The sequence below is a fragment of the Dysgonomonas sp. 521 genome (assembly GCF_010501055.1).
GTDB lineage: Bacteria > Bacteroidota > Bacteroidia > Bacteroidales > Dysgonomonadaceae > Dysgonomonas.
Genome location: NZ_QVMO01000095.1, coordinates 816 through 13,745 on the forward strand (window position 1 = coordinate 816; position 12,930 = coordinate 13,745).

The 12,930-nt window shown below is 43.0% G+C and carries 6 protein-coding genes; 3 read left to right on the forward strand and 3 right to left on the reverse strand.

The genetic code is table 11. The features are described 5' to 3' along the window. Positions 1–1,339 precede the first annotated feature (1,339 nt). On the forward strand, positions 1,340–3,187 hold the full coding sequence (locus D0T84_RS18950; protein WP_163309427.1) for a 4-hydroxy-3-methylbut-2-en-1-yl diphosphate synthase: 1,848 nt from the start codon (positions 1,340–1,342) through the stop codon (positions 3,185–3,187). Positions 3,188–3,189: 2 nt separating this feature from the next. On the opposite strand, the gene hemN is transcribed toward D0T84_RS18950, so the two are convergent. The 3 genes from hemN to D0T84_RS18965 all read right to left on the reverse strand — a co-directional run bounded on the left by hemN (position 3,190) and on the right by D0T84_RS18965 (position 9,236). Further along, complete coding sequence (hemN, locus tag D0T84_RS18955; RefSeq protein ID WP_163309428.1) at positions 3,190–4,557, reverse strand: oxygen-independent coproporphyrinogen III oxidase; 1,368 nt, start codon at positions 4,555–4,557, stop codon at positions 3,190–3,192. Between the two features lie 256 nt (positions 4,558–4,813). Beyond that, positions 4,814–6,079, reverse strand: coding sequence for an MFS transporter (locus D0T84_RS18960; protein ID WP_163309429.1), 1,266 nt, complete (start codon positions 6,077–6,079; stop codon positions 4,814–4,816). Positions 6,080–7,142: 1,063 nt separating this feature from the next. Next, positions 7,143–9,236 (reverse strand): TonB-dependent receptor, encoded by a 2,094-nt coding sequence (locus D0T84_RS18965; RefSeq protein WP_163309430.1) that lies wholly within the window; start codon positions 9,234–9,236, stop codon positions 7,143–7,145. A 373-nt stretch (positions 9,237–9,609) separates the two neighbouring features. Between D0T84_RS18965 and D0T84_RS18970 the strand changes: the two genes are divergently transcribed. Together D0T84_RS18970 and D0T84_RS22640 are read left to right on the forward strand one after the other, a co-directional pair. Further along, a complete protein-coding gene (locus D0T84_RS18970) occupies positions 9,610–12,531 on the forward strand; it encodes a calcium-translocating P-type ATPase, PMCA-type (RefSeq protein WP_163309431.1) in 2,922 nt (973 codons plus the stop codon). Between the two features lie 136 nt (positions 12,532–12,667). After that, on the forward strand, positions 12,668–12,930 hold a 263-nt coding region (locus D0T84_RS22640), incomplete at its 3' end, for a hypothetical protein (RefSeq protein ID WP_370525460.1).

The window sequence follows — 12,930 nt, forward strand, 5'->3', positions numbered from 1 at the left end:
AGGGGAGAGTCGCAAAGCGAAGACAGGTGCCTTTTGATCCGTCAGGCACTCTTCCCTTTTGATAAAGGGAAGTCCCCGAAGGGGGAAGGGTTAGAATGATAGTATATATTTTTTATCATGTACTAAGCACCTTTGTCACTTTTTTGCAGCAGCCTGCTATTCCTGTTTTACGGTCAGGCATCTAAGTCCGCGAAGCGGTCTAATATGGATAACCACGGGTAAAGCCCGTGGCAAAAGCAGAAAGGAAGAGCCCGTCTCCGTAGGAGGCGAATGGGATTGTTTTTCGCTATTTGCCTCCTACGGAGACATTGTCTTTCAGTCAGTCCCTGCCACGGGTTTTACCCGTGGTTATCCATGTTCAGTCCCTTCGGGACATAATGCGTTCTTTGATATAATCGGAGGAAAAAGGTAACAGGGATAAGTAATGAAAAAAGTGTCACTATTGTCACTTTTTTGCAGTGCAGAACAAAAAATATTATTATAGTTCAACCCCTCTCCCTTTGGGCACTCCCGACCCCACCCCGGCCCTCCCCAAAAGGAGAGGGAGAAGCGAGGGGAGAGTCGCAAAGCGAAGACAGGTGCCGTTTGATCCGTCAGGCACTCTTCCCTTTTGATAAAGGGAAGTCCCCGAAGGGGGAAGGGTTAGACAACTAATGTTACAATAAATACTTTCCATTACTTATAAAGAACTCTTTGATATAATCGTAGGAAAAAAGGTAACAGAGAAAAGGAATGAAAAAAGTGTCACTATTGTCACTTTTTTGCAGTAGCCTGCTATTTCTGTTTTACGGTCAGGCTTCTAAGTCCGCGAAGCGGGCTAATATGGATAACCACGGGTAAAGCCCGTGGCAAAAGCAGAAAGGAAGAGCCCGTCTCCGTAGGAGGCGAACGGGACTGTTTTTCGCTATTTGCCTCCTACGGAGACATTGTCTTTCAGTCAGTCCTGCCACGGGCTTTACCCGTGGTTATCCATGTTCAGTCCCTTCGGGACATAAAGCGTTCTTTTGATATAGTTGGAGGGAAAAGGTAACAAGTAATAGTAATGAAAAAAGTGTCACATTTGACTACGCTTCGCTCCGTCGATTTTGACTCCGTCGATTTTCAATTCAATTGTCACTTTTTAGTAACATCTCTAAAAATTTGAACAAATAAAATTTAAACAGTTACTTAATACTTAGTTAAAAAAACAGGGTCTATTTACAGTACATGACAAAATGTTATATTGCCCTTTAAATGTATGTAAACATAACTTATTATGCACAATGGATTAACGAAACAAAAAAACTCTATCTTTGTTATATTATTCGGATTCCAATTAAAAAAAACGATTTAAGTTCATATGAATTACTTCAATTATAAAAGACGCCAGTCATCCGAAACCAGAATAGGTAATACGCCTCTGGGGGGTAATAACCCTGTCAGGGTGCAGTCGATGACCAACACCAATACCAATGATACGGAGGCCAGTGCCGAACAGGTAATAAGGATTGTAGAAGCCGGAGCCGATTATGTACGCCTGACGGCTCAGGGTGTACGCGAAGCCGAAAATCTCAGGAATATAAAAGATGTAGTACGCGGGCGCGGTTACGATACGCCTCTCATCGCGGATATACATTTCAATCCGCGCGCGGCGGAGGCTGCAGCCAAAATTGTGGAGAAAGTGCGTGTCAATCCGGGAAACTTTGTAGACCGGGTAAAGACTTTCGAGACATTTGAATACACTGACGAGGAATACGCGCAGGAGATAGGTAAAATAAGGGCGAAGCTTATCCCCTTGTTGGATATATGCAAAGAACATAAGACCGCTATCCGTATCGGTGTGAACCACGGATCGTTGTCGGACCGTATTATGAGCCGTTACGGAGATACACCCGAGGGGATGGTAGAATCGTGTATGGAGTTTCTGCACATCTGTATCGAAGAAGGCTTCAGGGATATTGTCATATCGATGAAGACATCCAATACGGTAGTGATGTCGAAGGCCGTGCGCTTACTCATTGCCCGCATGGAGCAGGAAGGGCTTAGTTTTCCGCTGCATCTGGGTGTGACCGAAGCCGGAGACGGCGAAGACGGGCGTATAAAGTCGGCGGTAGGCATTGGCTCGCTTCTAGCCGATGGCATTGGCGATACGATACGTGTTTCGCTGAGTGAAGACCCCGAATATGAGATTCCGGTAGCCAGAAAGCTGGTCGCTTATATCAAGGAGAGGGAAAACCATCCCGAAATTGTGGCAGAGGCAAGCGATAGGTTCTCTCCTTTTTCCACCGATCGCAGGGAAACGTATGTGGTAGGAAATATAGGAGGAGACAATGTCCCTGTAGTTATTTCAGACCGCTCGCAGGGCAATTTTGAACTGAACAGCCATTTCCTGCCTGATTATATATATGTGGGGAAAGAGCTGCCTGTGGCCGCTCCCCGTGCTATTCCTTCCATTATAGACATTGATGGATGGAAAGGAGAGAAGAATACTTACCCATTGTTTGATCGGTCGAACCGGAATAAGATTAAAGAGACGGATGCGGTGGTTAAATTCCTGCGGTTGTCTTATCCTGACCTGAACAAGGATGTGATCGCTTTGTTGAAGAATGATAAGTCTATTGTATTGATTATAGATACACAACATGTGAATGGGATAGGGGAGCATCGCGCTTTTGTGCATACCCTGATGAATAACGATTGCGATACACCTGTTATATTTGGCCGCAGGTATGCCGAGAATGAGGCAGAGGATATACAGATAAAAGGCGGAGCCGATTTTGGTACGTTGTATCTCGATGGGTTCGGTAACGGTATCATGTTGCAGAACGATGGCGAAATTCCGCTGAAAAATATAGATGCCTATATGTTTGGTATCCTGCAGGCTTCGCGCGTACGTACCAGCAAGACCGAATATATCTCCTGTCCTAGTTGCGGGCGTACGTTGTTCGATTTGCAGACGACTGTTGCATTGGTAAAAGGCGCTACTTCGCACTTGACACATCTCAAGATCGGTGTGATGGGTTGTATCGTCAATGGTCCCGGAGAAATGGCAGATGCTGATTATGGCTATGTAGGCGCGGAGAAGGGAAAGATCTCCTTATATAAAAAGAAGCATCTTATAGAAAAGAATATATCTTCGGAAGAAGCGGTCGAGCGCCTTGTGCAACTGATTAAGGATAATGGCGACTGGGTAGAACCGGAAGATTAAAGTTATACCGGCTTAGAGTACTTTTTCTCATTATTCAACATCAACTTGTCAAGCGAAGCCGCAACATTCCGCACGAATGGCGCGGCTTCCGGCACAACGGTGATATAGTCTTCTGTAAACTCAATCACTCCATCCTTCTTAAAATCAGCCAATTGCTCACAATTGTAATTCAGTGCGGATTTTACTTCATCCACAGATGCGTCCATCCGGCTTGCTATATCCCTCCAACTAACTGTATAGTTGCACATCAGGGAAGCAATCACTTCGCGTGTAATCTGTTCATCCTTATTCAGTTCATAGCCTTTAGCTATCGGATATTGCCCTGCATTTACCTGCGAGATATATGTATTCAGGTCTTTTGTATTCTGGCTGTATGCATTGGCTAGCTGGCTGATGCCTGTGATACCGAAAGCATATACCTGCCCTGTGGTACGGCGGGTGCAGTATCCCTGAAAATTACGGTGCAAAGACTTAGATTGCAGTGCTTCGTATAGTTCATCGCCAGGCTGTACAAAGTGGTCGAGCCCTATGGCCTTGTATCCGGCATCAATCAGTAACTGTTTTGCTGTCTCATATATTTCATTCTTTACAGAAACAGACGGAAGTCCAATCTTTTCCAGATTCTTCTGCAACTCATTCACCCACGGAACATGGGCGTAGGAGAAGGTTACTATCCTATCCGGCTTCAGCGATATAGCCTGATTTATAGTTTTGGCAAAAGATGCTGGTGTTTGCAATGGAAGCCCATATATGAAATCCATATTCAGCGACATCCCTCTATCCTTCAGTATCTTCACTATATCTGCCACCGGTATGCGCGATAGTTTGCGGTTCGATGCTTTCAACACATCTTCATCGAAGTCCTGTACCCCGATACTGATACGATTGAAGCCCGCATCTATCAGCTCATCCCAGTATGCCTCATCCATATATCCGGGATGGCATTCGATAGCAATTTCCGGATTTTGGATACACTCAAATTCTGAAAGAATCATTTGGTTTATCTCCTTTAGCACCGATACCGGTTGCGATGTAGGAGTACCCCCTCCATAATGTATTTGCGATATTTTGCGGCTATGGTCGAGTAGGGGTAGCACCATCCGTATTTCCTTTTTCAAAGCATCTATATAGTCCTTTATTACATGGTCATTCTTTAATAATTGAGAATTGCAACCACAATAAAAACACATCTGATAACAAAACGGGATGTGTATATAAATGGATATATGCTGAGGATTCTGCTCATTCGATTTTACAATATTATCCCTGTACGAACCAGCTGAGAGTGATTCGTTGAAGAAGTTGGCCGGGGGATAACTGGTATATCGCGGTACCGGGATACTATATTTTTTGAGTAATTCTTGTTTCATATAAGCAACCACCCCCTCCCGCCTCCCCCAAAAGGGGAGGACTGTTAAGTTTTGATATTGCCATGCCTTTCAAGGCGTGGATAAAAGGCTTCTAAGGAAAGACTTTAGTCAAAAAGGTTTGGCTAAAGCCATTCTCTGATTCTAAACCATATTCCTCCACTTGAAAGTGGAGGCAATTAAATCAGAACTTAACAACCCTGCCCAAAAGGGGAGGAGACGCAAAGTGAGGATTTTGTTTTATATATTGATAATCATTTTATTCATTCTCTTGTAGTGGTTTACTTTCTCCCTCTCCTTTGGGGAGGGCCGGGGTGGGATGCCTGCTGAATGCAAACAATATAAATATCAATGACACTGCCGTTATACACACTTCTACCACAAACAGCCCTTTGTATGTTATCATGGCAGCTATCTTACCCGAACTTACCCCCATAATAATACCGCTCAGATGGGTTATCACAGTTTGTATAGTAAAGTCGGTACCCTCAAATCCGGGACGCACACAATCCATAGCAGTGGTATACACAACGATAACCGCCATACCGTAACTACCCCACAGTAAGGAAATCCCAAGATGCAAGGTAGCAATATTTATGGGTAATACCGATACCAGCAGGCAGAAATAGATAGTCGTTGTCAATGTGCAGACAGCAAATAATATACGCGCCGCATGCCGTCCTATCCTGCGTACTACAAAGCCGCCACCAAAGGAAGCAAGACAGCCGATAGATGTACCTACTATGCCCGACATTATACCTATCTCTTTTATATTGTATCCGTAATCTACCAGCATGGGTTTCAGCATAGCCAGCACACCGATAAGCCCGGCATAGTACAGGAAAAGGAAAACGACCTGTTTCCAGATGCCTTTTTGCTTGAAGAAGCCTAATATGTCGTCCGCTGTTGGTTTTTTTTCCTGTTTAGTCCTGATTACTTCCTGATTGTGCCCTCTTCTGAAGAAGACGAGAGGTATTAGCGCAAGAATGACAAACAGGGCGAGAAACGGCAACAGATTGCCCCATCCTAACTTATGGTAAAGCAGTAGCAAGGTGCCTCCGCCAATCATCGCCCCGGCAAAGCTGCCCATCGATTGCATGCTGTTTGCCAGGCTCTTATCTTTCTTGCTAAAGGACAGTACTGCCAGCGAGTCGGTTGCAATATCCTGCGTGGCCGAAGCAATAAAGGATAATATCACAAGCCCGATAATGAGATAGGGCGTAGTCTGGAAGTTGAGGAAAGATACAGAAAATATAAAAGCAGCATATATCAGTTCGGAAGAGAATATCCATCGTTTAAAGTCTCCTATCTTAAACGTGGAGCGGTCAACCATAGGAGACCATAGGAATTTCAGTATCCACGGGAGCTTAAGCAGTTGGAGCATACCTATTGTTTCCAACGAAAAGTTATTCTGCCGCATGATAACAGGTATCACCGTTGAGAAAAAGCTCATCGGTATAGATTGTGCTATGTACAGGCAAAAGAATGTAAATAGTTTTCCTCCTTTTTGTATGTTTACTCCCATATTTTCAGTTATCGGTAAATTGCTGACTGATGTTCTCAGTCCTTTAATTGTTAAAAAGTGACAAAAGTGACAGGTTTTTCGTGTTTTTTATTGTTACTTTTTGCTTCCTCCGTCTTCCGTCGCAGGGGATTTGTAATCACCTGTTTTATATTAATTAATTATGCGAATCAGGGGTTGAAAGCAGTTCAACACCTGCCTGTTTTCTAAAATGTTTACTGTCGCATGTCATCCTGACCGTAGGGAAGGATCTCGACTCTAAAAAAGAGGTACGAGATGCTTCGTTCCGGCATGACAACCAACGGTCTGTAGTTAAATCTGAAAGGACGAAACAACTCCATGCTTCTCCGTGTTTTAATAAAAAATATTCAGTCCTTCCTCTCCGGGAATTGCTAAAAAGTGACAAAGGTGCTAAGTACATGACAAAAAATATTTTACATATATTTAAAGGATTTATTATGTTGCCCTTACAGGGCGCAGGTACTTCGCCTATTGTTTTCCTAGGGCGTTGCCCTAGGCTGAATTATGCTAGGCTTACAGCCTGTTTTATCAAAACGCCCTGAAGGGGCAGTATATTTCAGCCCAATGGCAGCGCCTTGGGTAGAATAAATCCACTTATCTGGATTCGCCCTGTAAGGGCAGTATAATAGATAGTAACAGGCTTTATATTATTTTTTGTCATGTACTATGCAAATGTGACACTTTTTCCAATGCTTTTCCTGTTACTTTTTTGCCAATCTACAATCTAACAGCTACTATATAATGCGAATCAAGAGTTGAAAAATAAATCACATCTTGCCTGAAAGGCAATATATTCATAACCGCATACAAGCGTAGCGCAGTTTGCGGCAGTGCATAAACGATAGAGCTACTGCCTGGAAGGCAGAACTCTTTCACTCTCTTAAAAATTTTATTAGCGTTTTGTTCTGCCTTTTCAGGCAGAGTCAACCCTCATACTGCTTCCGCAGGCAACGCTTCGCTCGCCTGCGGTTATGAAGATAAGGCTTTTCAAGCCAGTTTCTCAACTCCTGATTCGCATATATAAGATAATTTTATCCATAATCCCTTAAAATTTCATATTCACATTTATCCCACATGTAAAAGGCTTGCCCTTTTGCACAAAATCGCCGGACGACTTAAAATAATAAGCAATATAATTCTTTGATCCGATATTCTTAGCCCACAGGTCTAATGAAAATTGTTTCTTGACAAAAGAAACCTTACCGCTGTACAGCCCGTAATAAGATTGTTCAACATCGTTGGTGTCGTTCCAGTATATTTTGCCCACTCCGGTATATTGCGCATTCAGCATAATATTGTCGAGCCACTGCTGATTTGTTTCTATTGTATAATTGGCCGATATGGCAAGCGTATTCTTCGGCACCATCGGCAGGTAATTGTTATCGTAGCTGGTTGTCTCACTTTCTTTGTACTCTTTATACTTGGCGTGTGTATAACCATATGACAACTGAAAGCTGAGGTTTCTCACAGGATTTACCTGTGCCGAAAACTCAATGCCCTTACTTTCCGACTTTCCCGCATTGCGAATCAGGAATCCTTGTCCAGTCGGCTTGGTTTGCGAAATCTGTTGGTCGTTCCATTTTATATAAAAAAGAGTCAGGTCGAGATACAATAAGTTATCAAGAAAACCCGATTTCGTTCCCAGTTCGTAGCACCAGCTATGCTCGGGGTCGAAGGTGCGGTCTTTATCCTCATCGGCAGTATTGTTAAAACCTCCGGTCTTGTATCCCTTACTGACAGAGAAGTATGCCAGTCCATCCCGATTGAAAGCATACTGTATAGACCCTTTAGGTGTTATTTGCGAGAAATGGTCTTTTATCTTTACTTCCGGTTCAACATCGGGTTTAGCATCCGGATTTTTGGTTGTCCGTATCAATGAAGACTTCGTTCTTTCCCAGTCGTAACGGATACCGAATGTAGCCGAAAGTCCGGGAATAAATATATCATTCAGGGTGGACTGGTGATACAGTGCAATCCCTTCGGTAGGGTTATGCACATTTTGCAGCACATGCTTCTTTGAGCTACGGTAGTCCACATCATTAACCTGAAAGTAATTTTGATGAAATCCGAATATCCCGAATTGCCATTTATAGTTACTATCCTCCCTCAACGATTTGATATTAAACTCCTGTGAATACATTTGCTGGCGCTGGTAGAAATCCACATAGTAGAGGTTTTCGGGCGAAAAATCCTGATCGAGTCCCTGCTTTCCGTCATAAAACTGAAATGAAGTCTGTGAACCCAGTTTGAAATTGTCCGTCACATATTCTATATTGAGCCCATTGGTAGACATATTGCGGCGATAGAAACTCCGTGCATCATAGTTAATGTCTTCCATCTTCTTTGTCTCCTTATCATAGATGCGGTACGGGTAACCGTCCTGATCGGAATATTCGTAAGCGAGGATAAGATTTGCCGTCAGTCGAGGCATAATGCGCCAGCTTAATCTGGCTCGTGTAGATACAGCGCCAATAGGGTCGGCACGTTTTCCGGTGGTCTTGTTCATAAAGTAGCCGCCGGCGTGCATATAGTTGCCTGAGAGGGAGTAGCCTACTTTATTATCCACATTTCCATAATGCGAAATTGCGGTCTGATATGTATTATAATTGCCTGCGGATAGGTTTATATTGGTACCTGTAGTTTTCAGAGGAGATTTAGTAAATACATTGATAATGCCGCCCATTGTATTTCTTCCGTATATTGTTCCCTGCGGGCCTCTTAATACTTCGATGCGGTCGATATCGCTGATATTTATATCGAATGTAGAACGGTCGAAATAGGGAACACCATCGACATACAACCCCACTGATGGAGCGTTCTTCGCAGAGCCAATGCCGCGTATATAGACAGGCGAAGTCATCTTGGAGCCATAATCAGGCATAAAAAGATTGGGCACAAAAGCAGATACTTCTTTTATATGGACGATATTATTTTCTTTAATTATACTCGCTGAAAGAATAGATGCAGAGATGGGTTGGACGGAAATGTCGCTGTTTTGCTTAAAAGATTCTATCACCACTTCTTTTGCCGTATATCTCATCTTTATAGAATCATTGTCAATAGGTATATCATCTGCATGAATACTATCAATAATAGTGCAAAAGAGGAAGATGAACAAAAGAATATGTTTTAAATTCATTCTTTTCAGGAGTGTTGGGATTATCGTTTTTCAGTTGATTTACAAAAGTAGGGAAACTAAAAATAGCCGTCAATCACTAAATGTAGTGATATTCACCCTGCATTAGACGTTTTTTTTATCGTTTGCATATTGAGGCAAGATCAAAGATATAAACATGGTATAGATAAGAATTGTCACATAAGTTGCAAGTGCTGATTTTTCTTGAAGATATTGCGTAGGGGTGGGCAGGCGCCGCCACCTATACAGATTTATATCCGTAACAATAAATTAACCGTTATCCGTTCTGTTTTTATGTTAAATGAGCGTAACTTTGTTCCTTTTGTATAACTATTACAGATACTTGATTGTTAAAAAAAGACATAACCTATAAATAATGGAAGCTAGAAAGAATTATACAGGACTTACCGATAAACAAGTTAAAGAGAGCAGGCAGAAGCATGGCGCCAATATTCTTACTCCTCCCGAGAAAGAACCCCTCTGGAAACTTTTTTTAGAGAAATTTGAAGACCCTATTATCCGCATATTACTGATAGCGGCTTTTCTTTCACTGGGTATTTCCATTATTCATAACGAATATATAGAAACCATCGGTATTTTTTGCGCTATCCTTTTAGCTACGGGCGTTTCGTTTTGGTTCGAGATGGATGCCAGCAAGAAATTTGATGTGCTCAATCAGGTAAATGACGAAGACCTGATAATGGTAATGCGTAACGGGAATGTAGGGCAGGTAGCCAAGAAAGATATCGTTGTAGGAGATATTGTCCTGCTTGAAATAGGAAATGAGGTTCCTGCCGATGGTGAACTGCTCGAAGCCGTATCGATGCAGATGGACGAATCCTGCCTTACCGGAGAGCTTAGTATTGATAAAACGATCGATCCCGAACACTTTGAGGAGGGGGTTACCTATCCTTCAAACTGGGTGCTTCGCGGAACAAAGGTTATCAACGGGCACGGGGTTTTTGAAGTACACAGGATAGGAGACGCCACCGAGTTTGGAAAGGTGGCCGTGAAGGCTACCGAAAAAGTTGAGGGAGAAACACCGTTGAACCGCCAGTTGGATTCATTGGCTAAGTTTATCGGGGTGGTAGGCCTTATTCTGGCAGTGCTCACTTTTGTCGTTCTTCTGTTCAAAGATGTAATCCTTGATCCGCTAGTGCCTATCCAGAACAGGCAGTTAGCCCTGCTTGGTGCCGTTATGCTTGGTGTGATCATCGGTATGATAAAAGTATGGCTGCCTATATTATATGGTGGGTGTGAACTTCTGGGTAAAAATTCGGAACTGCCTAAATCTGTAAAGGAAGGCAGTTGGCTGCGATGGTTATTTACAGGGGCGTTGGCAACGGTTGTTGTTGCCGCGTCAGGGTATTTATTCGGTGTCGATCCGTTAGCTGCCCATTCGTGGATAAACCTTGATACCGCTACGGAGATTCTGCAGGCGTTTATGGTCGCTGTTACCTTGGTGGTGGTCGCCGTCCCCGAAGGTTTGCCGATGAGTGTCACACTCAGCCTTGCCCTGAGTATGCGCCGCATGTTGAAGATGAACAACCTCGTGCGCAAGATGCATGCTGTGGAAACAATGGGAGCCACAACGGTTATCTGCACCGATAAGACAGGCACACTGACGCAAAACCAGATGCAGGTAGCGAATACCAATTTTTACGGATTGGAAGACCAACGCCTGACCGATAGTGAGATCAGCCGTCTTGTGATTGGTAATATATCGGTAAATTCTACCGCGTTCCTCGATTTTTCCGATCCGAAGAAGATTTCGGCACTGGGCAACCCTACCGAAGGGGCGTTACTGCTTTGGCTGAACAAGAATAAGATATTATATAGCAATATCCGTAATAAAGAGGAAATTATAGATCAATTGCCATTCTCCACAGAGCGCAAATTTATGGCTACATTCGTAGACTCCCCGAAACTGAAAAAAAAGGTACTTTATATAAAAGGAGCGCCCGAGGTGGTACTTGGCAAATGTAAATTTGTGGCAACTGCCGAGGGTATGGTTTCCGTAAGCGAATATAAGCAGGCGATCGACAGCCAGCTGTTACAATACCAGAATCAGGCAATGCGTACGCTTGGTTTTGCTTACCAGTATGTAGATGATTCGAAGGCTGCCCTAAAAGAACTAATAGACGGGGATCTGATCTTTCTTGGCATTGCCGGAATATCCGATCCGGTACGCCCTGATGTACCTGAGGCTGTAGAGCGTTGCCTGAAGGCAGGTGTTAGCGTGAAAATAGTGACAGGCGATACTTATGGCACGGCTAAAGAGATCGGCCGCCAGATAGGGATTTGGAAAGACGATGAAGATACCGACCGCAATATAATAGGCGGGGTAGACTTCGAAAACCTGTCGGACGAGGAAGCTTTTGACAGGGTAAAAGATTTGAAGATAATGTGCCGTGCCCGTCCTACCGATAAACAGCGTCTTGTGCATCTGCTGAAAAAAAGGAATGAAATCGTAGCTGTAACCGGAGACGGGACGAATGACGCTCCTGCCCTTAACTATGCCGATGTAGGGCTGTCGATGGGTTCGGGTACATCAGTGGCTAAAGAAGCGAGTGATATAACGCTGCTTGACGATTCGTTTAGCAGTATCGCCACCGCGGTGATGTGGGGACGATCCCTTTACAAGAATATACAACGGTTCCTGCTGTTCCAGTTGACCATCAATGTGGCTGCCCTTCTCATTGTATTCCTGGGTTCTATATTTGGGCACGAATTGCCTTTGACCGTAACGCAGATGCTATGGGTAAACCTGATAATGGATACTTTCGCCGCGGGTGCTCTGGCTTCGCTGCCTCCTGACCCGAATGTGATGAATAGCAAGCCGAGGAAGAACAGCGACTTTATTGTAACATCCTCTATTGCTAAGCATATTCTCATTACAGGTATCCTGTTTGTTGTCCTGCTTCTGGGTATGATGTACTATTTTGCAGACCCTGCTCATTTGAATTCATTCTTTAGTTATATTGCCGAAGGAGACAGAGAACGCTATTTCCTTTCTTATTTCTTTACGGTATTCGTATTGCTTCAATTCTGGAATATGTTTAACGCAAAAGCCTATGCCAGTGGTAAATCAGCCTTTGCCGGATTGAGCAAAAGTGCCGGATTCGAACTTGTGGCTCTGATTATCCTTGTCGGACAGGTATTAATTGTTACCTTCGGTGGCGACGTTTTCCGTACTATGCCGCTGACTATACAAGACTGGGGTATAATTATAGGAGGAACCTCTTTTGTATTGTGGATAGGGGAGCTGGTACGATTTTTAAAAAGGAAAAAAGTTTAGAGTCTTTTTTAATTTTATACAATAGTTCGTTATAAATAGATATAATTGATTGATTTTCAACAAAATAAGCATTAAATAACTTGGATAGTTCGCTGATTATCAATATCTTAGTAGATTGACCAAAATCTATAAAGTAATGACAACCAACGAATATCCAAATGCTAATGCATTTATACTTAATACTTTAAGTTCAGATATTTTTTCAAATATCAAGCAGACAAGAAAAAATTTTATATTCCACCTGCTAATGTTTTATTTAGGCATTAAAGGTAAAATAAATTTCTTGCAACTTGCTCGTTTTTCTCGGTACTGTGAACAATATTTTAGAATAAATTTCGAGAATATATTCAATTTTCAGGATTTTAATTTTACGCTTATTTCCATGCAGAAGATAAAAGA

Bases quoted from the DNA above. Each gene is read 5' to 3' on its own strand.
- D0T84_RS18950 (WP_163309427.1), top strand. From the start codon at position 1,340: ATGAATTACTTCAATTATAAAAGACGCCAGTCATCCGAAACCAGAATA.
- hemN (WP_163309428.1), bottom strand. From the start codon at position 4,557: ATGAAACAAGAATTACTCAAAAAATATAGTATCCCGGTACCGCGATAT.
- D0T84_RS18960 (WP_163309429.1), bottom strand. From the start codon at position 6,079: ATGGGAGTAAACATACAAAAAGGAGGAAAACTATTTACATTCTTTTGC.
- D0T84_RS18965 (WP_163309430.1), bottom strand. From the start codon at position 9,236: ATGAATTTAAAACATATTCTTTTGTTCATCTTCCTCTTTTGCACTATT.
- D0T84_RS18970 (WP_163309431.1), top strand. From the start codon at position 9,610: ATGGAAGCTAGAAAGAATTATACAGGACTTACCGATAAACAAGTTAAA.